Here is a 25,123-nt window from a genome sequence, read left to right on the forward strand (position 1 = left end):
ACTATTCGATTTTTCTCACAAATTAATGAAATTTTTTCTATATCCTCTTTTTATGGACTGAATTTCACCCTTGTTTACTTTATCTAATCAAGGCCTATATATTTTCTCATAATTACCAAATTTTTCTTACATACCAATTATTGTAAAATTTATTGTGTTGCTTCTTTCAATGTCACGTTAAATTCTTGCGACATGATATCTTCCCTCCTTATTAGTAGTTATCTTCCCAGTTTGTTTTCTATATAGTTCTCGAAAAACCTTCAAAGATTTTAAAAAGAACCCGCGTATAAATTGCCTGTTTCCGGAAAGATAAAAATGGACATACTAATACATTGAGGTGATTAACATGGTAGATTACATCGTATTTTTCGGCCTTATAAGCGTTGGTCTTGTCTTTTATATCCTCGCCTTAAAACTCGAAAAAGATTATTCGGTCATCGGCGATCTTGATCGTCAAAAATGCGAAAGTCCTATCGAATTGCGACTTTACGATGCGCTGTCCCTAAACGGCTATTATGTAAAATCGCAAGTGCCATGTGGTAAATACCGGATCGATCTTGCGCTGCCAACGTATAAAATCGCTATTGAATGCGACGGTAAAGCGTATCATTCAACACCTGAACAAAAAGCACATGATCGACGTAAAAACGCTTATCTGCGGAAAAACGGCTGGAAAGTGATGCGGTTTAGCGGCCGGATGATTCACCGAGATTTAGCGAAAGTACTCGAAAAGATTAAAAGCGAAATATAAAAAACTTCTGCTTATACTTACATTGTTCCATAATAATTTCCATTGAATCAACAATGTTGCTTTCGTATCAGACCCCCAAAGTTTTTTCTGTGCGCAAGTCTGAAACCCATAAAATTCACAGAATTTCCAGACGTCTTTTCGAGAGGCATGCGGTCACAAAAAATCCGTCCATTACATTAATGATTGTACGTTTATAACGAAATTTAGCGCGTTTATCATGATGTAGACACTTGAACTTATGAGGAATTTTTTAAAATGATAGAATTTTCATACCTTTAAATGCGTACTAATTGGATTTTTGCAGCTCCTATCCAGTAAATCAAATGATTCGAGGAGCTTCTTCCCGTATTTTTACTGATTGCAAGAACATATTAAAATAAGTAGAATGATAAAATATAAAAAAAGAAAGGCGCGCGGCCTCCGATGTTGGGAGCATCAGAGGTCTGACACCTCTCACGAAAACGTCTGATCAAAGGGTAGCGCAAGATAACTGCTTTCTAAGGGGATATTGCTGCAAGTTTCAGAATTTATTCTGGTTTGACTAAAATTTTCACTTGATCTTTTTCTTTGATGAGTTTTTCAAATCCTTCTTCTACAATTTGATCCAGTTTAATTTTTTTCGTTACAAGCTTTTCAGCTGGGAAATAACCTTGTTTCATTAAATTCATGACTGCCGGGAAGATATCGCGGTATGCAATGACTCCCTTTACGTTTCTTTCTTTTAAAACGATGTTATTGGGCAAAAGGTTCGCTTCTTTTTCCCAAATACTAACGATCACTGTTTCTCCTTCGAACGCCGTACTGTCAACGGCTTGTTGTAAAACAGCCGGCACTCCTGTTACTTCAAAGGAAACATCGACGCCTCCATCGGTCAGTTCGAGAAGCTTTTGGACGGGATCTTCATTTTTCGGATTGATGACAGCAGTTGCGCCGAGTTCCAACGCTTTTTGAAGACGTTCTTCTGAAACTTCTACGGCATATATTTCGGAAGCACCGGCTGCTTTTAAAGCTTCAATGACAAGAAGCCCGATTGGACCTGTTCCAAAGACAGCCGCTTTATCACCGGCCTTAATTTTGCTCGATCTTACGGCGTGTAAAGCTACAGCTGCCGGTTCCACAAGTGCCCCTTGTTCGAAAGAAAGGCCTTCTGGCATTTTATGAACCATGTATTCATCTACTACAGTATATTCAGAGAATCCACCGCCTCCTCCGGCTAAACCGTGGAATCCTAAATTTTCGCAGAGATTGTATTTTCCTTGTTTACATGCAGGACATTTTCCACAGCGAAGAATGGGTTCTACAACGACAGGATCTCCTACTTTTACTTTCGTAACTCCTTCGCCCACTTCCACTACTCGTCCCGAAAATTCGTGTCCCATAATGATAGGAGCTACATCTTTACTGATAGGATGAGGTTCTTTGACAGGAATAAAAATAGGACCGGCAACGTATTCATGCAAATCACTGCCGCAGATTCCTGCCCATTCCACTTGGATTTTTACTTTTCCTTTTTCTACTTTCGGTTCTTCCACTTCCTCCACTCGAATGTCGCGAACGTTATGCCATCTTGCACCTTTCATGAGGATTCCCCCTCTTTATTTTCTTTACACGTTCATTGTATCATCAAAACTCCTTTTATTTTTATCTATTCAATAAATTTCAAAAATAGTTCAAAAATACTAGAATTGAATTTTGTCATTTTCATCGTGCACCGATGAAACAGGGTTTATATTAGGAAAGACCTATCCATTTCCATATAAAAGAGAATGACTCCATTCGAACTGCTAAATGGGGATGAAACCACCATTACAGGAGCCATTCTCTATGAAAAAGGATGAATATAATGAATTGCCCAATGACAACAACCTCTTTTTAAGAAGTGATATTTATGGTTTAGGAGAATACTCTTTGAATATTTCGTACAAAAATTTTATCGATTTGTTCATCGGTTAATCCGCCTTGCTTCATTTTCGGAAGGATATTTTCGAAAAGATGTCCGGGCTGCCAGTTTTTCAGAGCTTCTTTCATTTCCGGAGGCATTTGCGGCGGTCGTCCCAGCCAAACGTTGACTGTGTCATGAGAGAGGAACAAACGGTCTTCAAATCCGAGCGCAATCAATCCCATAAACGTTCCAATGCGGCGGTCATCCGTTGGAGCTCCAACCAAATTTTGCAGTCCAAAGCGGTCAAAGGCAACGTTGACTCCATAATCCAGCGTCCGAAGTTGGTAATCGATATCGTTGTTCCCACACATGTGTCCGATGATAATTTTTTCCGGAATGCCGCCGTTTTCGACTAGAAGTTTGGCTTGCTCCGGTCCCATTGTGCCCTCTTGTGTATGGGTGACAATCGGGACGCCGATTTCTTTTTGAACTTGCGCCGCTGCTACAAAGAACATTCGTTCATAAGGTGTGATTCGATCCTTGCTGGAGGCAAGTTTGATCACCCCTGCTTTTATGCCCGTCCCTTCAATTCCTTCCGTCACTTCGGTTTTCAGCAAGTCGTAAATTTCTTGTTCGGCTGTGCCAAGCGCTTGGCGGAATTTAAAATACGCCGGACCGCCTTCCTCTTCATAGTAATAGCCTGATGCACAAATAATGTGAATGCCGGTTCTTTCTGATAACGCTTTCAAAATTGTCGCATCACGTCCGCAATCACTAGGTGTCGGGTCAATTACCGTCTTCACGCCGTGTTTTTTCATAATCGCTGCCGCTTGGGACGCTTCTTCCAACAGCGTTTCTTTTGATCTTCCCGCCAACGTCCGGTCTCCTTGAAATCCCGCGTAATCAAAAAAGAATTGTTCATGCATCAACGTTTTTCCCAACTGTTCAGGAGCCAGCTCTCCTGTTACTGTTTGAATGCCCATTCCCCTGATCCCCCTCTTTTTAAAACGCTTTTATTCCATTTTACTGGCCAATTGACAGGTTTATTCGAACAAGACAAAAACTCGTCCGTTTGCTGCATGATAATTTTCCGCCCAGGAATCATGGGAGTTCTATGAATTGCAATCTTTTTTAAAAGTCCTTTGGAAAAAAATACAACCTCACGCTTCATTGACAACCGAACAAACGTTCTATATAATTCACGACAAGGAGGTGCGACCAAATGGAATCTCTTTTCAGAAGAAGCATGCGGGAGCGGTTCCCCATTACGATCATTTACGAATCCAAACACGGAAAATTTTCTCAGCGAACCATTCTTGTCCTCAACCTAAATGAACACTCCATCCTCGCCTACTGCTTTATGCGCCAAGACTTGCGAAGATTTTCCATCGACCACATACTGTCCGCGTTTCCAAGCCGCTTTCACCAAATGAAACGTTCAAAAAGACGGTCAGCCGGCTGAACCAGATCATCCCCTTTTCTGACAAAAATTCGTTGACGATAAAATGAACTAGAAGAAACTTTTCTTTTTTCCCATCTGGAGGAATAAAACTTATAAGAAAATTTTGCATTTTTATGGTAAACTAGATAGGCAAATGTTCATCCAATAGTTATTTTCGCTATCTTCCCTCATCTGGTCGCCATTGTTCCAGATGACTCAAACAAATACCGGAATAAAAGGAATGCCCCGAAAAAAATGCTTGACTTTATTTACTGGAGGGTTGACAAATGTCTCAACAACGCGGAACGGTTACAGAACATACTATTTTTTCAAAAGAATTGAACGAAGAAATCCCTGTTCTTGTCTATTTGCCCCCCTCTTTTTCGCCGCTTTCCAAATATTCTTTGCTGATCACACAAGATGGCAAAGATTATTTTCAATTAGGAAGAATTCCTCGTTTAGCCGATGAGCTGCTTGGGAAAAAAGAAATTGAAAACATTATTATCGCGGGTATTCCTTATAGAAATGTTCAGGATCGTCGGAGGAAATACCATCCGGATGGGGAACAGAATGCGGCTTACATCCGCTTCCTTGCCCATGAATTGGTACCTTTCCTCGACGATGCTTACCCCACTTACCAAATGGGCATGAGCCGCTGTTTAGCCGGAGATTCTTTAGGGGCAACGGTTTCTTTAATGACAGCGCTTCAGTATCCGAATATTTTTGGAAAAATCATCCTTTATTCTCCATATGTGGACGAAAAAGTTTTGAAAGCCGTTGAGAACAACGACCAAATGCATCTTTTGGATATTTATCATATCATCGGCCAACAAGAAACAGCGGTGAAAATGACAAACGGACAGGTAAAGGATTTCTTAAGCCCGAATCGGGAGCTCCATTTGCTGATGGAAAGCAAGGGATTAAATCCATTTTATGATGAGTTCGATGGGCACCATTCTTGGAAATATTGGCAGCCTGATTTAAAAAGAGCTCTTCGGAAAATGTTTGCCATTTGAATTTTCAAACTATAAGTTTTGAATCATTTGAAAATTTGTTATAATAAACTACATATGTCTAATGAAGGCATAGTGAGGAGGATGAAAATATGAAATATGGAATTGTGATATTCCCGTCGAAAAAACTCCAAGATTTGGCCAATTCCTATCGAAAAAGATATGATTCCCACTATTCGTTAATCCCTCCGCATCTGACTTTAAAAGATCCATTTGAAGCGGATGAAGCCAAAATTAGCGAAATCGCACAAAAACTAAGCGGGATTGCCAAAAAATCGAAGCCCCTAACGTTGCATGTCTTCAAGGTAAGCTCTTTCCAACCGGTTAACAACGTCGTATATTTTAAAGTAAAACCGACGGAAGAATTAGAAAAACTGTATCAAGATATTCATGAACAATTTCCTGACGATGATACGAAATACGCTTTTGTGCCCCACATTACGATCGCGCAAGATTTATCGAATGATGAGCATTCCGATGTTTATGGATCGCTTAGAATGCTTGGCATTGATCATACAGAAACAGTAGACCGATTCCATTTACTGTATCAATTGGAAAACGGACAGTGGACAGTGTATGAAACATTCTTATTAGGAAAGGAATAAGCCCATGCAAGTGAAAGTCGTTGAAACAAAACATGAGCTTGAACAAGTCTTTCAAATTAGAAAAAAAGTATTTGTGGAAGAACAACATGTACCAATAGAAGAGGAAATCGACCAATACGAAAAGGAAGCAGTCCATTTTCTCCTTCTTCATCATGGAGATCCGGCAGGCGCCGGAAGGTTCAGGATAGTGGATGGCAAAGGAAAAGCAGAGCGGATTTGCGTTCTTCCTGAAGCGCGCGGATCAGGTGCCGGCAAAGCGATTATGGAAGCCATCGAGGAATACGCTAGAAGCCAAAACGTTCCGGCATTAAAGCTTAATGCCCAAGTCCATGCCATCCCTTTTTACGAAAAGCTTGGATATAAAGTTGTCTCCGAAGAGTTTATGGATGCCGGAATCCCTCATAAAACAATGATGAAAGAATTATGACCTGAAAAGTTTTGTCAAACTCCCTATGTGAGCACTGTGCTCGCTTCCTTCTTCATTTCAACGCACAAAAAGTGAATACTAACCATAGTATCCACCTCCCATTATGTGCAGCGCCCTCTAAACGGTTGCCTAGTTTATGTATGATGGTTAATGAACGTCATGGATGTCCGGCATTTTACCAACGTAAATCGATCTTTTTTCTCATATCTTGTTCTTTTTCCGTCATGGTACTAGAATGTTTTTTCTTTTTTGGCAACGGTAGTTTTTTATCAAGCATCTTCTGAAACGGGGATTTCATTTTTATAGGATGAATGCTTTGAATTTGATAAGGCCGTGCCATTTGATTTTTAATCCGTTCATGATACTGGATAGTATGAAACGAAAGATTAGGATTGATATAGCCCACAATCATTCACTTCCTTTTCTATAGTAGGTGCCGCAAATCCATAGAACGGGGGATGTTGCCCCCGTCTATGTTCGATCACTGTTTATATATAATATTCCAAAAAATTCAATCATTTTTCAATGTTTTCATCACTTAGTGGCAGTCAGCAAGTTATTTCCCTGACTTTTTGTTCATCATTTGGGAAATTGTATTGAAATCTAATTTTTTCCCATCTTTTATAATCGTTCGAACAATTTTATCCTCCATTTCTTTGGAAACAGGTTTGTTCGCGATTTGTGAAACTCGGCGGATGACGTGGCGAACGGTTTTTTCATCTCGAAAATCAGCATTTTGTAGAGAATTTGCCAATTCAAAGACATCCTTCATATTGACGCCTGTTTTCTTTTCGATATTCTTAAAAAATTGATTATCCATTTTCTCTACCGACCTCCTTTTGGCTACTGCTATCATATTCAATCCTTAGCGTTTCGTGCACCAAAAGAAAGCCTGAATTCCTCAACAATTGAAAAAGCAGAGAGCCAGTTGCCCTCTGCCTTTCCATATAGGTGAACACATTAATTAGCAGAAACTTGCGCCAACTATGATTAATAAGATGAAAAGCACGACGATTAGCACAAACGTAGAGCCGCCATAAAAACCACCGTAGCCATAGCCGCCGTAGCCGCCACAACCGCAGCCACCAAAGCCGCCGTAGCCACCGTATCCTCCAAATCCGAAGCCCATGATCGTCACCTCACTTTGTGATTTCATTAATAACATATGTCGAGGTGTACGTTCTTGTATAGGCTTTTGCCATGAAAGTTTGATTATCCCTTTGGTTTAAATAGCAGTGCACCGATAAATCCAAAAATGATGGCGGCGGAAATTCCTGAACTCGTTACTTCAAACATTCCTGTTAATACCCCTACAATGCCGTGACGTCTTGCCTCTTGCATCGCTCCTTGTACAAGTGAATTGCCAAAATTGGTAATCGGAGTAGTGGCACCCGCACCGGCAAAATCGATCAACGGTTCATACAGTCCAAATCCGGACACAATAGCACCTAAAACAACCAATAAACACATCGTATGGCCCGGTGATAATTTTGCAACGTCAAAAAGAAGCTGACCGAGAACACAAATCGCTCCACCGACGACAAAAGCCCAAAAGTACATGGCGATCATATGGATCACTCCTTTTCTGTTCAATTTGTTATGTCGCTTTCATCGACCAACGCCTCTTACAGCATTTGCGAACAATGAAATCGTATGGTTCATCTTTATTTTTGCGGTGTAAAGGCGCCTAAAAATAGGCAGATCTATCGAACTTGAATGTTTCATCCTTATTACAAAACGCCGAATTTGAACAAAAGTGTTTTAATTAAAGCAATCACAAAGGCTGAAAAAACACCGAACACAATGACCGATCCGGCCAATTTAAACATATTGCCGCCTACTCCTAGAACGAATCCTTCAGTTCGGTGCTCAATGGCTGCAGAAATAACTGAATTTCCAAATCCTGTAACCGGAACTGCGCTGCCTGCGCCTGAAAATTGACCGATTCTATCATAAACCCCAAATCCCGTCAGGAGCATCGACAGGAATACAAGGGTAGCAACAGTCGGATTTCCCGCTGTTTGTTCTGTAAAATCGAAGAAGTAAATATAAAAATACGTGATCGCTTGTCCGATGGCGCATATCAGCCCTCCTACGAAAAAAGCCCGCAGGCAATTTTTTAACACTGGTCTTTTCGTTTCATATTTTTTTTCAATTTCTTCATATTCCTGTTGAACCATGGTTTTTTGCTGTTTCGGCATTTGAATACTCCTTCCTTTATGTAAGTTCTTTTGACAGTTTTATTATTTTCCGAAAACGCTTGTTGGCTTCTTTTTTGGATATTTTTCCTGCATCTAAATCTTCCTTCAATCTAACGGATTCCAAAAATATTTTATAGTCGCTTGAGACAACGAAATGATCGTGTGGATATTGTTTCTCAAGTCTCTCTTTTAAATTCTTTTCGATGGTTTTCATTTTAAATCTCGACAAATGCCTTACTTTATAAGCAACCAGTATATCCTTTTTCCCTTCCACCACAGAAACATCATAAATTTCATTCATCCGGCTGACTTCTTTTTTAATGGCAGCTACTTTCTTAGAGGAAGAGTCGGATAATTTTATCGGTTCGGGATCCGTCGTTTTCATCAACGCCAATTGACTGTCTTTTGTGTGATTGCTGCCCATGCCGCCGCATCCGGAAAGACAAAGGAAAAGAACAAATATGGCCATAATTCCTTTTACGATGTTCATAACGTCATCTCCTCAACATTGCTTGTTAACTAAGTCTTATTTTTTTCCAAACCCGTTATTTTATAATGGAAATGGTTAACAACTATAAGATCCGCATCTGGTAAAAGCCATGTTCTCCTATCGCGACTAACAATGAGTGCACTGTGGTTGTTCAAATAATCTAATTGATCATAAAAAATGGTTTTGAATTCAGTTCACTTACATGACAAAATCCATGATTGGATCCTAGCTCATTAAATAATGGATAACTCAATGGCTAAATTCATTAAAAAGGATGAGCTACTTAATTTTATAGTGAACAAAGAAAAAACTGTTTTCGTTCTAGGCGAGAAAAACACACAATTAAAACATGAATTGTATAGATTACAAATGAGTTGGATAAAGGTTGAAACGAGATTGTGTGATGATTTTGAAGGACACGATATGGCCCGTGTTGAAATATGTGTATCCGAGGGGATTGGGACATGAATAGCGATAATGTAGGGAAAGAATACAGTACTAAAGATATAGCGAATATGGTCAATATAGCGGAATCGACGGTAAGAAAATATGCACAAGCATTGGAAAAAGCAGGTTATAGATTCAGGAAAACCGAGAATGGATCCAGGATCTATACGGATAACGATGTGTTTGTTTTCAAAGAAGTAAAGAGTTTATCTAAAAAAAGTGCTGTGCCAGTGGAACGTATGGCGAAAATGATCGTAATCAATCAGAAACAAAAAATACAAAGTGAAGCGGAAGGCAAAACACTTAAACAAGTCCAGTCAAATCAACAAGAATCAAGCGATATAACACAATATGATAACCGATTCAATGAGTTAATGAATCAATTGGACTCAACATGATGGAAGATATTGTAAAAGAGCTTCGAGAACTCAATGAGCTCAATAGACAATTAACGGAACGATTTCAAGAACAAGAAATATTCATCAAAGAGTCATTGGAGAAACGTGATCGACAACTCATGAAATCATTGAATCAAGCTTTAGAAATCAGGAAAGCTAGAATCGAAGCCGCCATGGCAGAAAAAGAGAAACAAAAAGGTTTTTTTTCACGTTTGTTTTCCAAAAAACGGAAATAAAAATAAGAAGACCGAACTGATTGTGAATCGACATTCAAAAATTTAACAAATATGTGTCTTAAATGAGGAACACAAGCGGGATTTTCTTTCGTTATGTGTATAAATGACTTGCTAAATGCAAAAATTCCGCTTCATTTTTGGGGACAGATTCGGGGATCTACCGCTCAAAATCAGAAGGAAAAATTTCTTTTGCTCATTTTAAACGTTGAATAATGAGGTTGCCAGGGCAACAGTATGCTGCTCTTCAACCTCTTTTTCAACACTGCCAAAATAATCCCTTGAGTTATTGGAAACAATCTATATATTATAGACGATTTTGTTGACACTGCCTTCTTATTGAATGTTTGGTAGCACTTTCATTTTAAAGGAGATCCTTCATGCAGGGCTATTTTTATGCTGATCTCATTTTATCTAGTACCACGGGTGATTTAATATTCTTTTTATTGTTTTTTTATAATTCACTCTCAAGAAGATCAAAACGTTTACTCCAAAATTTCTCAAAAAAAGCAGCCATTCTGTAGCTTGAAATAATGATGCGGTATTTAAGTAACACGTGTGAGTTTTTCCATTTACAATCTTATGGACTAATTCGCTCGCTCTAAAATCTTCACTTGTTTTGAAATAGAAGCCAAAAACAGATCAAACGGTTTCGCTAGTAGCTGTCCTACTTTCAGAAACAGCTAATGCATAAAACTTTCATTTAAATGATCATCTTTATTATGGTTAACCAATTAGTTAAATATAACAGATATCACACCTATATTAAACCATTTGGTTAAAGAGAAAGAATTCATTCTTTCAAATTCAAACAGCTTTCTTCAGATACAAAAAGATAGTTAGGTTCAAATTTGCATTAAACACAAAAGTTCTTGTCGAAATGATAGACTGATAGCAACATTATTTTTCGAATATTCAAATAAACGCTTCGGCAAAAAGCCGCATTACGTTCAAAAGTCGTATCAAACTAAATGATCCCATTACCCAAAAATAATCTCTAACCATACTTCAGTAAATCATGATTTCTTTTCTCCTTCATGATTCCCCCTTTCTTTTTATTTTAAAAACACAGCGCCAATCCATAAAAGGACGGTGGCACAAATATCCATGATCATCTCTTTCTTTTTGTTCGTTATCACCGCCACCATTAAGTCTACCAGCGCCACTAGCGACAATAAAAATAGTTGAATAGAGATACTGACTCTTAAAAGCCCACAAATGAAAAGAATAAGCGCGCACACAATCCCTATGTTAAATTCGTCGTATTTTTTTAAAAGTTTGCTTTCTTTTATCTTTTTATCCATTATCCTTCTCTCCATTTTCTGCTTGCTTATTATTCCTCTAAATATTTCCCTTTTCCTTTCGTGCCTTTTTCAATTGAATCATGATGATCATATGCTGCTACAAAAACTTTAGTAGGGAATAAACCGCCATTACAAAAATATTCATAACGAACGCCTTTTTCATCTTTTTAGTAAACAGCCATATAATAAGTCCCCTTTTTACTGTCATAAACCATCTTTTTAGATTCTATCCGGTCGGCATATCCTTTTTCCTCCGATATGATCCATTGTGGCTTTTTGTGCTGCAGCTTTTTGAAAGTAAAACTTGTCCGTTAGAAAACCTCCTCCGATCAGGATGAGAAGGACGAGCATAAGGCCCTTCATTTTTTTGCTCTTCAATATCCTTTTATTCCAAAATAAAATAATATCGTCATTTTATTATAAAGCAAAAAAACGAATAGGAGATAAAAACGAAACTACTATGTATGCTTTTTCTTATTCTTTTTATGTTTTTAGAGTTCTGTTAACGAATTCTCCGTTTCTGCCTATTCAGACTTATCTTCAAAACCTTTTAATTTCTCAAATAAAAAAGATTCACCCGGCGGCGAATCATCGCATGATCGATTCCTTATTTTTTGCTGCGCCTCAAATCTCCCATTCTTAAGATATAAGCCAGTAGATTTTTTCTTGCATGCCGCTTCATATGTTTTTCCTTATTTCTCCATAAAAAAGCCTCCTCAATCGTAAACAGAATCATTTGTTTTCTTTTTCTGTCTACCTTGAGGGGATCCAAACAGACAGGTTTTTATTTCAATTTATCTTGATACTTTCGATCCTTTTTTAATAGAGTGCTCCGGTAAAGGATTCTACTATTTTCAATGAATGAATGCTGACTGAAAATTTTTAAGTAGGCTATCTGCTCCATTGGACGATTCCTCATTTTGATTACTTTCGTTTGATGTCTATGTGGCATCATCCGCTATGATGATTAGAATCGTCTTTATGGTCATCCAATTTGTCCGCTTTAGCGGAAGGTATTGTCCTGTTCTTTTGCCGCGTTCAAGATAGGTGGTTCTGCAACAGTCTCGTTCCTCTGTATTTCCATCGTGTACTGCTTTTGCATCGGAGTGTTCGGCAGGGGAAATTTAGGCTGATTGATATACAATAAAGGCGGTCTCGACTGTTTGGTTCTTTGGCTTTGTTCCATTCTCAACCCTCCATTCTGATCGAACCTTCCTCATTGTATGCTGCGACCGCCCATTTGTTGATAAATAGAAAAAAGCTGGCTTGAAAAGAGCATCCTTTCCAAGCCAGCCTATCGACTCGATTAAAGCGCCGTAATATGAAAACCAGAATCCACATGTATATTTTCGCCGGTGATTCCACGTGACATGTCGCTGAATAAAAATACAGCCGTGTCGCCAACTTCTTCTTGTGTAGTAGTTCTTCTAAGCGGCGAGCGTTCTTCAATAACTTTTAAGATCGAGTTAAAGTCGCTGATCCCTTTTGCCGATAGTGTACGAATAGGTCCTGCCGAAATCGAATTGACACGGATTCCATATTTCCCTAAATCCGCAGCCAAATATCTCACGCTTGCCTCCAAAGCTGCTTTAGCCACACCCATCACATTATAGTTGGTTACCACTCGTTCACCGCCTAAATACGTCATTGTGACGATGCTTCCACCTTCTGTCATCAGCTCTTTCGCTTCTCTGGCGACGGCGGTTAATGAATAGGAAGAGATATTTTGAGCGAGAAGATATCCATCTCTGGAAGTGTCCACATATTCTCCGCTTAAATCCTCTTTATTGGCAAAGGCAATGCAATGCGCAAGACCATGAATGACCCCGACGCGATTTTTTATTTCCGCGAAACATTTTTTAATATCTTCGTCATTGGTGACATCACACGGCAAAACAAGCGAGTCCTCGTTTAAAGATTCTGCTAGTTCCTTCACGCTTTTTTCCAGACGTTCTCCTGCGTATGTAAAAATAAGACGCGCCCCAGCTTGATGAAGGGAACGAGCAATGCCCCATGCGATGCTCCGCTTATTCGCGACCCCCATCACCACAAACGTTTTTCCTTTTAAAAGATCCATGTTCCGTTTCCTCCTAATACAAGTTATTAGAACCTGATAAAAAGTTTAGCATGTTTCCATACAGAAAAAAAGCCCTGATAAAAAGGGCTTCCGGATTCTGCAAGGGAATCAAAAAACACTGCGTTCTATCCGTTTTCCTTATTGCTTTTTTTAATTCATTTCTTTTTCCACGTATTATGTTTTATTTTGAATAATGAAAAAAGACGAAATATGTACTTCTCAATGGACAAAAAGGAAAGAATAAAAAGAAACACGACGACTTGGGGGAATTGAAAATGAACATCGATATTATTGGAGACATTCATGGGTGCTTTCAAGAATTGGTAGAGCTGACCGAAAAACTTGGATACGACTGGAAAAAAGACATTCCTGTCCATCCAAAGGGAAGGGTGCTTTCATTTGTTGGAGATTTGACGGACAGGGGGCCTCAGTCTCTGAAAGTGATAGAAACAGTCTACCTGCTTTGGAAACAAAAACTTGGTTATTATTCGCCAGGCAACCACTGCAACAAGCTGTACCGCTACTTTCTCGGAAATCGTGTTCAAATTTCCCATGGGTTGGAAACGACTGTAGCCGAACTGAAGGCTCTCCCCGAAAAAAATGCCGCCCATTATCGGCGCATGTTCATGGAACTCTATGAAAATGCTCCTCTTTATCAAATTCTAGATGAAAGCCGATTGATTGTCGCGCATGCCGGCATTCGTGAACAAGATATCGGAATATACAATCAACGCGTCAAAACTTTCGTCTTGTACGGCGACATTACCGGTGAAAAACATGCGGACGGAACTCCTGTTCGCAGAGACTGGGCCAAATATTATCGAGGAAAAGCCTGGATTGTTTACGGACACACTCCTGTAAAAGAACCACGAATTCTTAACCGAACTGCCAATATCGATACAGGGGCTGTATTTGGCGGAGCCCTCACCGCTTTTCGTTGGCCCGAACTCGAAACGGTGAGCGTTCCTTCCACGATGCCCTTCGTCCCCGAAAAATTTCGAGAAACATGGGATTAACTCTTGAGATTCCACTGGGACTAGAGGTCGATCTTAGTATGGAAAGCAAGAATTTGTTTCATATCCAACGGCAACGGTTCACTAAACTCCATATCCCTTTGGAATACAGGATGGTAAAATTGAAGATTAGCGCAGTGGAGGGCCTGTCTTGAAATGAAGCTCGTATTCCCGCCGTAAAGATCATCTCCCAACAGCGGATGTCCGATAAAAGACAGGTGGACGCGAATTTGATGCGTCCGTCCGGTGTCCAATGTCAGCTGGACATGGGCAAATTGGTCGTATTGCCTAAGCACTTCGTAATGTGTACAGGCATACTGGCCATCTTCTCTTACAGTGCGTTCAATAATGCTCGACTCTTTTCTTCCAATGGGCTGTTCGATCGTTCCTTGATGGTTTAAAAAAATTCCTTCCGCAAGGGCTTGATACGTTCTTTTCACACCGCGCCTTTTTTGCATTTCGCTGAAAAGATGATGAATATGGCGGCTTTTCACCGCCAGCACCAAACCTGACGTGTGACGATCAAGCCTTGTCACAATATGGGGAGCCGCCTGAATCCCTTTCTTTTCATAATAACCCAATAGTGCGTTTGCAAGGCTTCCCGAAGGATGCTCCCGGGAAGGAATTGTATTCATTCCTGCAGGTTTGGAAATCACGAGTAAGTATGGATCCTCATACACAATCGAAAGCGGAATATTTTCCGCCTGCAAACTTTCAGATGGCATCTCCGGGGGAAACACGACAGTCAGTCGCTCCCCTTTCTTCAGGCGATAGCGGACATTTTGCTCCTTGCCATCAACCATTATTTTTCCACCCGAAAATTTGATTGCGGTTAAAGCTCGCTTGGAAATATGCTGTTTTCCTAAAAATTCTCTAATGAGAAGACCATCGGCATCTTCATGGATGACCCACTCAAGCTGAAAAGGCATAAAGGTTTTCATATTGCTCCTCACCGTTGTTAATCTTCGGAAATAAAAGAATCACGCACCCGCTTCCAAAACGGAAAAGGGCGGAAACGGGCAAAACGGATCGTTTCATTCGCTACCCGATATTGAATCGATTTAACATCCTTGTGGAGAAGTGTTAAATGATCAATGGTAATCAAAAAATCCATTTTATTAACCGGCTTTAGCATACACGTATGATGAGAAGGCAAAATCAGCGGAGAGCCGACTGTCCGGAATACCCGATTATTAATGGAAGCCATTTCTGCAATTTGAATCGCCCTAATAGAAGGATGGATAATGGCTCCGCCAAGCGCTTTGTTATACGCGGTGCTTCCCGAAGGGGTCGAGACGCAGAGTCCGTCTCCCCGAAAGCGTTCAAAATGGGATCCTCTGATTTCCACATCCATCACTAAAGTACCGTCCACGCTTTTCACCGTCGATTCATTCAAAGCCAAGTATCTCGTTTCTTTTCCTCCGTGCTGGTAGCGAATAATGATTTCAAGAAGGGGATATTCGACCACTTGAAAGGGGGTTCTTGCGATCGCAATGACCAGTTTTTCGATTTCTTCGGGAACCCAATCGGCATAAAATCCCAAATGTCCCGTATGTATTCCGACAAAAGCCGTTTTGGAAAGCCTTGAACTGTAGCGATGAAAAGCATACAGCAGCGTGCCGTCTCCCCCTACTGAAATGACAATATCAGGCTGGTTATCGTCATAGGTTAAATCAAAATCCTGCAAATACGTTCGGATTTTGTGCATAAGCGCATTGGATTTCGCATCTCCTTTGGACGTGATCGCAAATTTCATTTTTCTGTCCCCCCTTTTTGATCCGATATTTTGTCATTGTGATCCTTTTTCGCTTCTTTCTTCTTTGTAAAAAAAGCCTGCGCTTCTTGAATTTCTTCTCGAATTTGCGACATTTCCTCATCCAACTGAAAGGCTGCTTCTGCCGCTCTCTGCAGCCTCATTTCGATTTCTTTCGGAAAACGCCCTTTATATTTATAATTCAAAGAATGCTCGATCGTAGCCCAGAAATTCATGGCCAACGTACGAATTTGAATCTCGGCTAAAATCTTTTTCTCTCCATAAATCGTTTGGACGGGATATTCGATGATCACATGATAAGAACGGTAGCCGCTTGGTTTTTTATTTGAAATATAATCTTTTTCTTCTACAATCGTAAAATCTTTTCGCATCCGCAAAAGTTCTACCACTTTCATAATATCGTCCACAAATTGGCACATCATCCGCAAGCCAGCTATATCCTGCATTTGTGTTTCCAATTGATCCAGCGGAATCCCTTTTTGATTGGCTTTATCCAAGATGCTGGCGATCGGTTTCACCCGCCCGGTAACAAACTCAATAGGAGAAGGAATGTTCATCAATTCAAATTGTGACCGCAGCCCTTTCAGTTTCACCTTCAGCTCATCTACAGCTTGCTTATAAGGCGCTAAAAATTGATCCCAGTGATTCACTTTCTTCACCTCACAAGAGGAAAATATTCTTTTCCCCTATTCTATATAACCGGCCGTTACTTTTCGAAAAAAACAGATTCTACTTTTGCCACCATTTCTTCTCCATAATTGCTGTTTCCTTCTATGTTGTGGATTAAATAGGAAAGTTCATCAGAAAATTGAGTTAATTCCAATATTTCTCCTTCAATATCGGCTTTCACTGCTGCGTCCGTTTGCAGCACCTTATGTAAATCCGCCCAAACAGGCTCGTGTATGTAAAGATATATATATTCGTCTTTATCTTCCGCCAAATAAATAAAAGCGAATTGATCGGAATCGACGATCATTTGTCCGCTTGCTTTCAAAGCAGGAAAAGTCTCCTTTTGATCCGTTTTCAGAATGAGATTTTTCCCATCCCATTCGGACTTTGTAAAGTGAATTTTCTTTCTCATCTTTTGTCTCCCTTCCAGGACTTTTGATGCAATCATTGATGTTTTTCATGATTCAAGACATAATTATATTATCATTTTTTAACGGAAAAGAGGAATGTTTCATGCCTAAGCAGCTAGAAATTGAGTTTAAAAATCTGTTGACCGAAGAGGAATTCCATCGTTTGACCGACCGTTTCCGCGTCAGCCAAAACGACTTTTTTTCGCATAAAAACCATTATTTTGATACACCTTCTTTTTTATTGAAAGAAAATAAAATGGCTTTAAGAATTCGCGAAACTAACAACCATTTTGAACTTACATTAAAACAGCCTTACGAAAAAGGCCTTCTTGAAACCAATCAAACTTTAAATTCGGAAGAAGCGACCATGATGCTGACTTCCGGCATGATCCCCGATGGAGAAGTGAAGTCGGCATTGATTCAATCTTCTGTTCCCCTTTCAGAATTAAAATGCTTCGGCACTCTGACTACTTGCCGTGCTGAAATTCCTTACAAAGATGGCATTCTCGTATTGGACAAGAGTTGGTATTTAAATACTCAAGATTTTGAGCTAGAATATGAAGTAGAAAATTATGATGTCGGAAAAGAAACATTCTTATCACTATTGCAGCAATACGGTATCCCGGTCAGAAAAACGGAAAATAAAATCAAACGTTTTTATAACGCACTGATGTCGAAATAACGAAGCAAGGAGGAAGGATTATGGTCAATAACAATTGGTTGGGGCTTATCACGCAATTGAACGCTCTTGGCAATATCGCCTCTTCTCCCGTTCAATCCATGTCGTCACAAACACTTTTTCAAGAGGAACCGCTGAATTCATTTGGCGTCATTTTCCAGGAAGCGTTAAAAGAAGGCTTAGAAATCATAGAAGATTATGAGAACCATCATTCGGCTCCTCCTTTGATCACTAAGCCCGGCGCAGATATGATCGCTTCTACAGACGATTCTTCTGTAAAAACGGATTTTGATGAATACATAACGAAAGCGGCTGAAACGTACCACGTTCCGAAAAAACTGATTCAAGCCGTCATCAGACAAGAGTCTAATTTCAATCCAAACGCCGTCAGCCCCGCCGGCGCAATAGGATTGATGCAGTTGATGCCCGCAACAGCAAGATCGCTTGGAGTCAGCAATCCAATGGATCCCGAAGAAAATATTTTTGGGGGGACCAAATATTTGCGGCAGCTTCTCGATCGCTTTGACAATAATATTGAGCTTGCCCTAGCCGCTTATAACGCCGGTCCCGGAAACGTAGAAAAATACGGAGGCATCCCGCCGTTTCAAGAAACGGAAAATTATGTACGCAATATTGCTCAACATTTTTATGCATAATATATAATATAAATCCGGCATGACAGTTTCCATCTTCTTGAACAGGATATGAAAGAGATTGAGCATCTATTCGACCTTATTTCAGAAGCTGGGAGCTGAAATCTATCGCCGGTCTTTTTTCCGCTTTTTCACCAAATGTGATATACTATTTTTGAAAAATGTTTATCTTTTTGCAATTTGCATGTGCTTTTATGTGCAAATACGTTGCGGCGAAACTTAGGTGCATTTTGAACGCTAACGTTGATGAGGGCACCGAACCCACCGTTAAAAGCTATTTGTTTGAGTTCTCTTTCTATCACTGATACAATAAGCTTAAAATACTAACACTAAGGATTGAAGGAGCCTGAATAATGGTTGAAAATGCGGTAACGCCTTATGATGTCATCGGTGAAAAGAAACTTTCCGATTTAGTAGACGCTTTTTATGCCAATGTGGCTAAAGACCCTGATTTATCCCCTATTTTCCCTGATGACCTAACCGAAACAGCCAGAAAACAAAAACAATTTTTGACCCAATTTTTAGGTGGGCCTCCTTTATACTCTCAAGAACATGGACACCCCATGTTAAGAGCGCGGCACATGAATTTTCCGGTTACACCGAAACGTGCAGAAGCTTGGCTCAACTGCATGAAAAGGGCAATGGATAAAGTGGGACTGGCGGGGGAATTTCGTGAATTTCTCTTAATGCGACTGACGCTGACGGCCCATCATATGATCAACACACCCGAAGAACAAGGTGAAGTATAGTGGAACAAATATTTTTTTTCCAAAATTGCTGCAGCAAAGAAAAGAAACCGCTGGAAATCTACTTTTTTATTGATCCGTTGTGTCCTCAATGTTGGGCGTTGGAACCGATTTTAAAGAAACTGCACATTGAATATGGACAGTATTTTCGTCTTAGACACATATTAACGGGAAAATTGACAGCATTAAATATCGGCAAAAAAAGGCATGAAAACATGGCCCAATATTGGGAAAGAACAGCAAGCCGGACGGGGATGTCCTGTGACGGAACTCTCTGGCTGGAAAATCCTATTTCCTCTCCTTATATCGTTTCTGTAGCCATTAAAGCAGCCGAATTGCAAGGCAGAAAAGCCGGAAGCCGATTTTTAAGAAAGGTGCAAGAACGATTGTTTTTAGAAAAACAAAATGTGACGAAGATGGATGTTCTTGTACAAAGTGCAGAAGAAGCGAATCTCGATGTAGAAGAATTTAAAAACGATTTGCATGCCGATCCGGCAGTAAAAGCTTTTCAATGCGATTTAAAAATCACCTCGGAAATGGAAGTAGATGAAATTCCAACTTTGGTGTTTTTTAATGAGAATATCGAAGATGAAGGAATTAAAGTTACTGGAACTTATCCATATGAAATTTATGTTCAAATTATCCAAGAGATGCTGCCGGAAACGCCTGAGCCTTTATCTCCACCCCCGCTCGAAGTATTTTTGAAACATTATCAATTCGTGGCCACTAAAGAAGTGGCTGTTGTCTATGATTGGGAGACGGCCGATGCTGAAAAAGAGCTTAAGAAGCTTATGCTTCAAAGAAAAGTGGAAAAAATACCTGCAAAGCACGGGGTTTTTTGGAAATATATCGGTTAAAAAGCAAGTGTTCTTTTACAAAAGGATCACTTGCTTTTTATTTTTTATGGAGAAATTTTTCAAAATGCATTTTGAAGCAGTGTATGTACACGTTGCAAAGCATTGTGAATGAACGATCTTCTTTTACTTTACAACGTTTCCATTCCACCCTGCACAGAATCCTACCGTGCTTTCCTCTCTCCCAATGAAGCCCACCCTCTTTTGGATTTTTTGTTTCTCATCATTATGAACATTTTGTTAATCTTTGATATAGTAGTGATGAATCCTTTTTTTCATTTGAATCGTATACAATAGAAGAACGACAAATATAGACAGGAGTTGCCGAAAAGTGAAATGGATTTTAGATCTCTTGATTCGGATTCTCATTACCATACCGTCGATGATCTTCATTTGGGCGCTCGTATATTTTCTGTTTCATCATTTATTTTGGTTATCATCGGCAGTTTCCATTTTTGCCGGCTTCGTGATCTACCAATGGCTAAAATGGATGATGACTGGAAAGTTTTTGAAACAGCAAGGTTTATCAAGAAAAGAATATCGCTTTATCCGCAAAAATTTAAAAGAAGCGAAGCTAAAAATGAAACGTCTTCAAAAAGCTTTTCTAAGTGTTCGCCAAATCGATACGTTCAGACTGTTTTATGACATGTACAAATTAGTCAGAAAAATATATAGTCTCATAAAAAAAGAACCGAAGCGATTTTATCAGGCAGAGTCATTTTTTTATGTTCATCTGGATTCAATGGTAGAACTCATTGAAAAATACGCCTTATTAAATACACAGCCCGTTCAAAATAAAGAAATGATACAAAGCGTTCAAGAAACGAAGCGCACTTTACAGGAATTGCATCATGAAGTGGAGAAAGATTTATATCAACTGCTTTCAAACGATATGGATGAACTCCAATTTGAACTGGAATATGCAAAACGCTCCCTCAGACATAAACACCCGCTCTCACGTCATGAAAGGAGAAACAGCACAAAATGACAGATGAAAAAAAATCGTTAACCCCTGAACATTCCAGTGATGGAATCGATGATTTACTTGCCAACCCTTTTGGAAGCAACGAATTTATATTGGATCAAAAAGAGAATCAAACGGAAGTCGGCCATAAAGCCGATTCTAACCGTTTAGTCGACATTTTGCCTGAAGAGCATCGTCAAAAAGCATATGAACTGAGCAAACAAATTGATCCCACCGATCATCAAGCCATCATTTTATACGGAACGCAAGCGCAATCTAAATTACTCCATTTCTCGCAAACGATGCTTGAACATGTACAAAATAAAGACATTGGCGAAATCGGCGATATTTTAAGCGAATTGATGCAAAAGCTCGAACAAGTAAACCCTGAAGAGCTGCAGCCGGAAAAGAAAAACTTTTTCCTGCGGATGTTTGGGAAAATTTCTCATTCGGTTCACGAAATATTATCCAAATATCAAAAAACGAGCGCTCAAATCGAACGCATTAGCGTGAAACTCGATCTTGCCAAACAAACATTGCTTCGTGATATCCAATTGTTAGAACAATTGTATGAGAAAAACAAAGACTATTTCCATGCTTTGAATATTTATATTGCGGCAGGCGAGTTAAAATTAGAGGAACTTCATACGAAGATCATTCCGGAACTGAGGAAAAAAGCGGAAACATCCGGCGACCAAATGGCTTATCAAGAAGTAAATGATATGGTGCAGTTCGCTGATCGACTGGAAAAACGTCTGCACGATTTAAAATTAAGCCGTCAAATTACGATCCAAAGCGCACCACAAATTCGATTAATTCAAAATACAAACCAAACATTAGCTGAAAAAATTCAATCCTCGATTATGACGGCGATTCCGTTGTGGAAAAATCAAATCGCGATTGCGTTAACGCTGATTCGCCAACGTCATGCAGTAGAAGCTCAAAAACAAGTCAGCAAAACAACGAATGAATTATTGCTGAAAAATGCTGAAATGCTAAAAGCAAACACCATCGAAACGGCTCAAGAAAACGAAAGAGGCCTCGTCGATATTGAAACACTGAAAAAAACTCAAGAAAACTTGATCTCGACATTAGAAGAAGTGTTGCGCATACAACAAGAAGGCCGCGCCAAACGTTACCAAGTCGAGCAAGAGCTTTCCACAATGGAAAACGAACTAAAACAAAAGCTGCTGAATTTAAAGTGAAAAAATTAGAAGTGGGGAAACATCTTCCCCACTTTTTTATGAATGGAAACCTTTACGTGCAAGGTAGATACAAAATCAGCCTTTCATTGAACGAATGGACATAGCATTTCCACCATATCAACGAAGAATGTTCTCTCGGATAGCTCCTTTTAAAAATAAAGCCTAAAACAGTCTATGTCCGATCTTCCTAATACCGCCTTTCTCCCCTCCTATCGACTCCCCTCATCTAAAAATCTATTCGACTTACCTGTTCTCCAGCCTATTAGTACTTTCTATTCTTCCGTCCAAAAACAAACATTCATTCATTAAACAACAGCCATTCACCGGAGCTTTGTTGCCCCCAAAAAGTAGGATTAAAATGACCATAAGATGAAATGAACACTATTTTATTAGATTTTCGTCAATGTCCATCACAAAGAGAAAAGGCCTTGCAGTGACAAACTGCAAGGCCTTTTCTCGAACAAAGGGGATGGGAGAAATTTTTCACGGTCAAACAAAGGGGTATATGTTTGCTTGTGATCAACTTCACGTTTTTAATATATCAATTATTTTTTTAGTTTTCAAGAGTTTGCTCGAATTTTCACAGATTTGTCAAATTCCGAATGAATGTTAGAAAAAGAGCACATCAAGATGGGCTCTTCCCCTTATTCGAATGAATGGGATGCCCTTTTCATAATAATGAAATAGAGCAAAAAACAGCGAAGGAGGCTGTTTCGATTGAAAAAACTTCCCATTCTATTTCTTACCATTCTGCTTCTATTGACATTATTGATCAATTTGCTTGGACTTATGAAGTTAGTACCCCTTTACATTACTTCCCCCATTTTATTTATTGTGATTTTTCTATTTATTAGTTATCTGAACGATCGAAAACGTTTTAAAGGATTTCGTTAAAAACTATGAATTTCTGCGGGGAAATGATGGAGAATTTCAAGGAAAGAAGTAATGTTTTCCCAATGCTCAATGGAACGTTCACCATCCCTGTTAAGCGAAAATAACCATCAGAGGAGAGAAATCCCCACTGATGGCCGCTATTTCTCCTTTGTTATTGCTCTAATAATGATTCGAGTTCGGACAGCTTTTCTTCAAATACTTTCAAAGCCTGTTCAATTGGTTCAGGTGTCGTCATATCAACCCCTGCTTTTTTCAGCACTTCAATTGGATAATCGGAACTGCCCGCTTTTAAGAAATGATTGATGTAACGATCAACTGCCGGTTTCCCTTCGGTTAATATTTGTGAACTTAGAGCTTGGGCTGCACTGAATCCAGTTGCGTATTGATATACGTAATAATTGTAGTAGAAATGCGGAATCCGCGCCCATTCTAAACCGATTTCTTTATCGATGGTCATCCCCGTGCCAAAATACTTCTTGTTCAATTCATAATATTCCTTAGTCAATAGCTCAGATGTCAATGCTTCGCCGTTTTGTTCCTTCTGATGGATGATATGTTCAAATTCAGCAAACATGGTTTGACGGAAGACTGTGCCTCGGAATCCTTCCAAATAATGATTCAAAATATACATCCGCTCTTTTTCGTCTTTCAACGTTTTCAATAAATACTCATTTAAAAGCGCCTCATTGCATGTCGAAGCAACTTCCGCCACAAAGATGGAATAATCGCCATACACAAACGGCTGATTTTTTCTCGTATAGTAGCTGTGAACGCTATGACCGAATTCATGTGCAAGCGTAAACAGATTGTTCACATTGTCTTGCCAGTTCAAAAGAATATAAGGATTCGTTCCATAGGATCCAGAAGAATAGGCTCCGCTTCTCTTCCCTTTATTTTCTACAACATCCACCCAACGATTCTCAAAGCCTTTTTTCAAGACATTCAAATAATCGTCTCCAAGAGGAGCTAAACCTTTCAATACATAGTCTTTGGCTTCCTCGTAAGTTACATTCATATCGACATCTTGTACGAGTGGTGTATATAGGTCGTACATGTGAAGATCATCGAGTTGTAACACTTTTTTGCGCAAATCCACATAGCGATGAAGCAAGTGAAGATGTTTATTCACTGTCTCCACTAAATTATCGTACACCTTCTCCGGGATGTTGTTAGAAGACAGAGCCGCTTGGCGGGCACTTTCATAATTTCGAACCCTTGCATAAAAATTATCTCGTTTTACTTGGCCGTTCAGTGTGCTGGCAAATGTGTTTTGAAACTTTCCATATGTTTCATAAACCGCTTTAAAAGCTTCGCGGCGCACTCTGCGATCTTTTGATTCCAAAAATTGAATAAAGCGGCCATGGGTGATTTGTACTTTTTCCCCATTCTCGTCTTCAATGGCCGGAAACTCCAAATCGGCATTATTTAAAACGCCGAACGTATTGCTGGAAGCACTCATTACCTCTGAAGCTTGGGCCAGCAGCGCTTCTTGATCGGCATCAAGAACGTGAGGGCGCTCGCGGTTGATTTCTTCAATGGCGTGGCGATACAGTTTTAATTCTTCTTTTTCTTCTAAGAACTTTTCAAGTTTGCTTTCATCGATGCTCAATATTTCCGGAACGACAAAAGAAAGGCTGCTGGCTACTTGTGAATACAAGCTTTTCGCACGCGCATCCAGCCCTTGATAAAATGAATTTGTCGTATCTTCATCATATCTCATATGAGAATAGGCATATAATTTTCCCATCCTCAGCAGCAATTCATCTTGAAAAGTCAGGAGTTCATACAATTGATCTGCACTTTCTCCCAACTTTCCCTTAAAGGTAGCTGCTTTTTTCGCCAATTCTTTAACGGCTTCGAATTCTTTTTCCCATTCTTCATCGGAGGCAAATATATCTTCCAGCCTCCATTTCAGCTCTTCCGGCACTTCATTGCGAGAAGGCAACGTCTTTGCCTGTGTTTCTGTCATCAATATCCCTCCATCGAAAACGTC

Annotated in this window: 31 protein-coding genes; 16 read left to right on the top strand and 15 right to left on the bottom strand. The window is 39.6% G+C overall.

Going from position 1 to position 25,123, the window contains the following annotated elements; translation table 11 throughout:
- Positions 1 to 346 precede the first annotated feature (346 nt).
- Complete coding sequence (locus N1I86_RS03795; RefSeq protein WP_270584201.1) at positions 347 to 751, top strand: endonuclease domain-containing protein; 405 nt, start codon at positions 347 to 349, stop codon at positions 749 to 751.
- Positions 752 to 1,278: 527 nt separating this feature from the next.
- On the opposite strand, the gene N1I86_RS03800 is transcribed toward N1I86_RS03795, so the two are convergent.
- Positions 1,279 to 2,331: a 2,3-butanediol dehydrogenase gene (locus tag N1I86_RS03800; protein ID WP_270584202.1), complete on the bottom strand. Its 1,053-nt coding sequence runs from the start codon at positions 2,329 to 2,331 to the stop codon at positions 1,279 to 1,281.
- Between the two features lie 313 nt (positions 2,332 to 2,644).
- Positions 2,645 to 3,616, bottom strand: a complete 972-nt coding sequence (locus N1I86_RS03805) for a phosphotriesterase family protein (RefSeq protein WP_270584203.1) — start codon at positions 3,614 to 3,616, stop codon at positions 2,645 to 2,647.
- A 239-nt stretch (positions 3,617 to 3,855) separates the two neighbouring features.
- Between N1I86_RS03805 and N1I86_RS03810 the strand changes: the two genes are divergently transcribed.
- The 4 genes from N1I86_RS03810 to N1I86_RS03825 all read left to right on the top strand — a co-directional run bounded on the left by N1I86_RS03810 (position 3,856) and on the right by N1I86_RS03825 (position 6,119).
- On the top strand, positions 3,856 to 4,095 hold the full coding sequence (locus tag N1I86_RS03810) for a hypothetical protein (RefSeq protein ID WP_003353621.1): 240 nt from the start codon (positions 3,856 to 3,858) through the stop codon (positions 4,093 to 4,095).
- A 266-nt stretch (positions 4,096 to 4,361) separates the two neighbouring features.
- Positions 4,362 to 5,090, top strand: coding sequence for an alpha/beta hydrolase (locus N1I86_RS03815; protein ID WP_270584204.1), 729 nt, complete (start codon positions 4,362 to 4,364; stop codon positions 5,088 to 5,090).
- A gap of 89 nt (positions 5,091 to 5,179) precedes the next feature.
- Positions 5,180 to 5,692 (top strand): YjcG family protein, encoded by a 513-nt coding sequence (locus N1I86_RS03820; protein ID WP_003353623.1) that lies wholly within the window; start codon positions 5,180 to 5,182, stop codon positions 5,690 to 5,692.
- Positions 5,693 to 5,696: 4 nt separating this feature from the next.
- Complete coding sequence (locus N1I86_RS03825) at positions 5,697 to 6,119, top strand: GNAT family N-acetyltransferase (RefSeq protein WP_270584205.1); 423 nt, start codon at positions 5,697 to 5,699, stop codon at positions 6,117 to 6,119.
- A 556-nt stretch (positions 6,120 to 6,675) separates the two neighbouring features.
- Here N1I86_RS03825 and N1I86_RS03830 read toward each other — a convergent pair.
- From N1I86_RS03830 to N1I86_RS03850, 5 genes are all read right to left on the bottom strand, one after another.
- Positions 6,676 to 6,939, bottom strand: coding sequence for a stage VI sporulation protein F (locus N1I86_RS03830; protein WP_003353626.1), 264 nt, complete (start codon positions 6,937 to 6,939; stop codon positions 6,676 to 6,678).
- Between the two features lie 144 nt (positions 6,940 to 7,083).
- Positions 7,084 to 7,248, bottom strand: a complete 165-nt coding sequence (locus N1I86_RS03835) for a YjcZ family sporulation protein (protein WP_270584206.1) — start codon at positions 7,246 to 7,248, stop codon at positions 7,084 to 7,086.
- A gap of 83 nt (positions 7,249 to 7,331) precedes the next feature.
- Entirely contained in the window at positions 7,332 to 7,688 is a 357-nt protein-coding gene (gene spoVAE / locus N1I86_RS03840; protein WP_341095047.1) for a stage V sporulation protein AE, read from the bottom strand.
- Between the two features lie 161 nt (positions 7,689 to 7,849).
- Positions 7,850 to 8,320: a stage V sporulation protein AC gene (gene spoVAC / locus N1I86_RS03845; RefSeq protein ID WP_270584207.1), complete on the bottom strand. Its 471-nt coding sequence runs from the start codon at positions 8,318 to 8,320 to the stop codon at positions 7,850 to 7,852.
- A gap of 16 nt (positions 8,321 to 8,336) precedes the next feature.
- On the bottom strand, positions 8,337 to 8,810 hold the full coding sequence (locus tag N1I86_RS03850) for a YhcN/YlaJ family sporulation lipoprotein (RefSeq protein ID WP_270584208.1): 474 nt from the start codon (positions 8,808 to 8,810) through the stop codon (positions 8,337 to 8,339).
- Positions 8,811 to 9,062: 252 nt separating this feature from the next.
- Between N1I86_RS03850 and N1I86_RS03855 the strand changes: the two genes are divergently transcribed.
- From N1I86_RS03855 to N1I86_RS03865, 3 genes are read left to right on the top strand one after another with little or no spacing between them, the layout of a single operon-like run.
- Complete coding sequence (locus N1I86_RS03855; protein WP_341095049.1) at positions 9,063 to 9,278, top strand: hypothetical protein; 216 nt, start codon at positions 9,063 to 9,065, stop codon at positions 9,276 to 9,278.
- The gene (locus N1I86_RS03860) at positions 9,275 to 9,655 is read left to right on the top strand and encodes a winged helix-turn-helix transcriptional regulator (RefSeq protein WP_341095051.1); all 381 of its coding nucleotides are present in this window, start codon (positions 9,275 to 9,277) and stop codon (positions 9,653 to 9,655) included. The genes N1I86_RS03855 and N1I86_RS03860 overlap by 4 nt, the downstream gene beginning before the upstream one ends.
- Positions 9,655 to 9,891 (top strand): hypothetical protein, encoded by a 237-nt coding sequence (locus tag N1I86_RS03865; RefSeq protein WP_341095054.1) that lies wholly within the window; start codon positions 9,655 to 9,657, stop codon positions 9,889 to 9,891. Before N1I86_RS03860 ends, N1I86_RS03865 begins: the two co-directional genes overlap by 1 nt.
- A gap of 1,052 nt (positions 9,892 to 10,943) precedes the next feature.
- On the opposite strand, the gene N1I86_RS03870 is transcribed toward N1I86_RS03865, so the two are convergent.
- The 3 genes from N1I86_RS03870 to fabI all read right to left on the bottom strand — a co-directional run bounded on the left by N1I86_RS03870 (position 10,944) and on the right by fabI (position 13,269).
- Positions 10,944 to 11,192 carry a hypothetical protein gene (locus tag N1I86_RS03870; RefSeq protein ID WP_327803808.1) on the bottom strand — a complete coding sequence of 83 codons (249 nt, stop codon included), beginning with the start codon at positions 11,190 to 11,192 and terminating at the stop codon, positions 10,944 to 10,946.
- Positions 11,193 to 12,195: 1,003 nt separating this feature from the next.
- The gene (locus N1I86_RS03875) at positions 12,196 to 12,378 is read right to left on the bottom strand and encodes a hypothetical protein (RefSeq protein ID WP_003353640.1); all 183 of its coding nucleotides are present in this window, start codon (positions 12,376 to 12,378) and stop codon (positions 12,196 to 12,198) included.
- 120 nt (positions 12,379 to 12,498) lie between these two features.
- Positions 12,499 to 13,269 carry an enoyl-ACP reductase FabI gene (gene fabI / locus N1I86_RS03880; protein WP_003353642.1) on the bottom strand — a complete coding sequence of 257 codons (771 nt, stop codon included), beginning with the start codon at positions 13,267 to 13,269 and terminating at the stop codon, positions 12,499 to 12,501.
- Between the two features lie 275 nt (positions 13,270 to 13,544).
- Here fabI and prpE point away from each other — a divergent pair, with 275 nt between their 5' ends.
- Complete coding sequence (gene prpE / locus N1I86_RS03885; RefSeq protein ID WP_341095061.1) at positions 13,545 to 14,285, top strand: bis(5'-nucleosyl)-tetraphosphatase PrpE; 741 nt, start codon at positions 13,545 to 13,547, stop codon at positions 14,283 to 14,285.
- A 20-nt stretch (positions 14,286 to 14,305) separates the two neighbouring features.
- Here prpE and N1I86_RS03890 read toward each other — a convergent pair whose 3' ends face one another.
- From N1I86_RS03890 to N1I86_RS03905, 4 genes are read right to left on the bottom strand one after another with little or no spacing between them, the layout of a single operon-like run.
- Positions 14,306 to 15,223: an RluA family pseudouridine synthase gene (locus N1I86_RS03890; protein ID WP_270584311.1), complete on the bottom strand. Its 918-nt coding sequence runs from the start codon at positions 15,221 to 15,223 to the stop codon at positions 14,306 to 14,308.
- 17 nt (positions 15,224 to 15,240) lie between these two features.
- The gene (locus N1I86_RS03895) at positions 15,241 to 16,038 is read right to left on the bottom strand and encodes an NAD kinase (RefSeq protein WP_003353645.1); all 798 of its coding nucleotides are present in this window, start codon (positions 16,036 to 16,038) and stop codon (positions 15,241 to 15,243) included.
- On the bottom strand, positions 16,035 to 16,706 hold the full coding sequence (locus N1I86_RS03900) for a GTP pyrophosphokinase (RefSeq protein ID WP_003353646.1): 672 nt from the start codon (positions 16,704 to 16,706) through the stop codon (positions 16,035 to 16,037). Before N1I86_RS03900 ends, N1I86_RS03895 begins: the two co-directional genes overlap by 4 nt.
- A gap of 56 nt (positions 16,707 to 16,762) precedes the next feature.
- The gene (locus tag N1I86_RS03905; RefSeq protein ID WP_003353647.1) at positions 16,763 to 17,137 is read right to left on the bottom strand and encodes a UPF0738 family protein; all 375 of its coding nucleotides are present in this window, start codon (positions 17,135 to 17,137) and stop codon (positions 16,763 to 16,765) included.
- A gap of 101 nt (positions 17,138 to 17,238) precedes the next feature.
- On the opposite strand from N1I86_RS03905, the gene N1I86_RS03910 reads away from it, so the two are divergent.
- From N1I86_RS03910 to N1I86_RS03940, 7 genes are all read left to right on the top strand, one after another.
- Complete coding sequence (locus N1I86_RS03910; protein WP_270584310.1) at positions 17,239 to 17,817, top strand: CYTH domain-containing protein; 579 nt, start codon at positions 17,239 to 17,241, stop codon at positions 17,815 to 17,817.
- Positions 17,818 to 17,837: 20 nt separating this feature from the next.
- A complete protein-coding gene (locus tag N1I86_RS03915; protein WP_341095062.1) occupies positions 17,838 to 18,470 on the top strand; it encodes a lytic transglycosylase domain-containing protein in 633 nt (210 codons plus the stop codon).
- A gap of 350 nt (positions 18,471 to 18,820) precedes the next feature.
- Entirely contained in the window at positions 18,821 to 19,216 is a 396-nt protein-coding gene (locus tag N1I86_RS03920; protein ID WP_003353650.1) for a globin domain-containing protein, read from the top strand.
- On the top strand, positions 19,216 to 20,070 hold the full coding sequence (locus N1I86_RS03925; RefSeq protein ID WP_003353652.1) for a ClpXP adapter SpxH family protein: 855 nt from the start codon (positions 19,216 to 19,218) through the stop codon (positions 20,068 to 20,070). The genes N1I86_RS03920 and N1I86_RS03925 overlap by 1 nt, the downstream gene beginning before the upstream one ends.
- Before the next feature lie 328 nt (positions 20,071 to 20,398).
- Positions 20,399 to 21,055 carry a 5-bromo-4-chloroindolyl phosphate hydrolysis family protein gene (locus N1I86_RS03930; protein ID WP_003353653.1) on the top strand — a complete coding sequence of 219 codons (657 nt, stop codon included), beginning with the start codon at positions 20,399 to 20,401 and terminating at the stop codon, positions 21,053 to 21,055.
- Positions 21,052 to 22,236 (top strand): toxic anion resistance protein, encoded by a 1,185-nt coding sequence (locus N1I86_RS03935; RefSeq protein WP_003353654.1) that lies wholly within the window; start codon positions 21,052 to 21,054, stop codon positions 22,234 to 22,236. Before N1I86_RS03930 ends, N1I86_RS03935 begins: the two co-directional genes overlap by 4 nt.
- A gap of 717 nt (positions 22,237 to 22,953) precedes the next feature.
- Positions 22,954 to 23,130: a hypothetical protein gene (locus tag N1I86_RS03940; RefSeq protein ID WP_003353655.1), complete on the top strand. Its 177-nt coding sequence runs from the start codon at positions 22,954 to 22,956 to the stop codon at positions 23,128 to 23,130.
- Between the two features lie 151 nt (positions 23,131 to 23,281).
- On the opposite strand, the gene pepF is transcribed toward N1I86_RS03940, so the two are convergent.
- Positions 23,282 to 25,099: an oligoendopeptidase F gene (gene pepF, locus N1I86_RS03945; RefSeq protein WP_341095065.1), complete on the bottom strand. Its 1,818-nt coding sequence runs from the start codon at positions 25,097 to 25,099 to the stop codon at positions 23,282 to 23,284.
- Positions 25,100 to 25,123 lie beyond the last annotated feature (24 nt).

The organism is Bacillus sp. FSL W8-0116, assembly GCF_038003825.1.
Classification (GTDB): Bacteria; Bacillota; Bacilli; order Bacillales; family DSM-4216; genus Bacillus_O; species Bacillus_O smithii.

Coding starts and splice junctions, on each gene's coding strand:
- N1I86_RS03795 (WP_270584201.1), top strand. CDS start 347: ATGGTAGATTACATCGTATTTTTCGGCCTTATAAGCGTTGGTCTTGTC.
- N1I86_RS03800 (WP_270584202.1), bottom strand. CDS start 2,331: ATGAAAGGTGCAAGATGGCATAACGTTCGCGACATTCGAGTGGAGGAA.
- N1I86_RS03805 (WP_270584203.1), bottom strand. CDS start 3,616: ATGGGCATTCAAACAGTAACAGGAGAGCTGGCTCCTGAACAGTTGGGA.
- N1I86_RS03810 (WP_003353621.1), top strand. CDS start 3,856: ATGGAATCTCTTTTCAGAAGAAGCATGCGGGAGCGGTTCCCCATTACG.
- N1I86_RS03815 (WP_270584204.1), top strand. CDS start 4,362: ATGTCTCAACAACGCGGAACGGTTACAGAACATACTATTTTTTCAAAA.
- N1I86_RS03820 (WP_003353623.1), top strand. CDS start 5,180: ATGAAATATGGAATTGTGATATTCCCGTCGAAAAAACTCCAAGATTTG.
- N1I86_RS03825 (WP_270584205.1), top strand. CDS start 5,697: ATGCAAGTGAAAGTCGTTGAAACAAAACATGAGCTTGAACAAGTCTTT.
- N1I86_RS03830 (WP_003353626.1), bottom strand. CDS start 6,939: ATGGATAATCAATTTTTTAAGAATATCGAAAAGAAAACAGGCGTCAAT.
- N1I86_RS03835 (WP_270584206.1), bottom strand. CDS start 7,248: ATGGGCTTCGGATTTGGAGGATACGGTGGCTACGGCGGCTTTGGTGGC.
- spoVAE (WP_341095047.1), bottom strand. CDS start 7,688: ATGATCGCCATGTACTTTTGGGCTTTTGTCGTCGGTGGAGCGATTTGT.
- spoVAC (WP_270584207.1), bottom strand. CDS start 8,320: ATGCCGAAACAGCAAAAAACCATGGTTCAACAGGAATATGAAGAAATT.
- N1I86_RS03850 (WP_270584208.1), bottom strand. CDS start 8,810: ATGAACATCGTAAAAGGAATTATGGCCATATTTGTTCTTTTCCTTTGT.
- N1I86_RS03855 (WP_341095049.1), top strand. CDS start 9,063: ATGGCTAAATTCATTAAAAAGGATGAGCTACTTAATTTTATAGTGAAC.
- N1I86_RS03860 (WP_341095051.1), top strand. CDS start 9,275: ATGAATAGCGATAATGTAGGGAAAGAATACAGTACTAAAGATATAGCG.
- N1I86_RS03865 (WP_341095054.1), top strand. CDS start 9,655: ATGGAAGATATTGTAAAAGAGCTTCGAGAACTCAATGAGCTCAATAGA.
- N1I86_RS03870 (WP_327803808.1), bottom strand. CDS start 11,192: ATGGATAAAAAGATAAAAGAAAGCAAACTTTTAAAAAAATACGACGAA.
- N1I86_RS03875 (WP_003353640.1), bottom strand. CDS start 12,378: ATGGAACAAAGCCAAAGAACCAAACAGTCGAGACCGCCTTTATTGTAT.
- fabI (WP_003353642.1), bottom strand. CDS start 13,269: ATGGATCTTTTAAAAGGAAAAACGTTTGTGGTGATGGGGGTCGCGAAT.
- prpE (WP_341095061.1), top strand. CDS start 13,545: ATGAACATCGATATTATTGGAGACATTCATGGGTGCTTTCAAGAATTG.
- N1I86_RS03890 (WP_270584311.1), bottom strand. CDS start 15,223: ATGAAAACCTTTATGCCTTTTCAGCTTGAGTGGGTCATCCATGAAGAT.
- N1I86_RS03895 (WP_003353645.1), bottom strand. CDS start 16,038: ATGAAATTTGCGATCACGTCCAAAGGAGATGCGAAATCCAATGCGCTT.
- N1I86_RS03905 (WP_003353647.1), bottom strand. CDS start 17,137: ATGAGAAAGAAAATTCACTTTACAAAGTCCGAATGGGATGGGAAAAAT.
- N1I86_RS03910 (WP_270584310.1), top strand. CDS start 17,239: ATGCCTAAGCAGCTAGAAATTGAGTTTAAAAATCTGTTGACCGAAGAG.
- N1I86_RS03915 (WP_341095062.1), top strand. CDS start 17,838: ATGGTCAATAACAATTGGTTGGGGCTTATCACGCAATTGAACGCTCTT.
- N1I86_RS03920 (WP_003353650.1), top strand. CDS start 18,821: ATGGTTGAAAATGCGGTAACGCCTTATGATGTCATCGGTGAAAAGAAA.
- N1I86_RS03935 (WP_003353654.1), top strand. CDS start 21,052: ATGACAGATGAAAAAAAATCGTTAACCCCTGAACATTCCAGTGATGGA.
- pepF (WP_341095065.1), bottom strand. CDS start 25,099: ATGACAGAAACACAGGCAAAGACGTTGCCTTCTCGCAATGAAGTGCCG.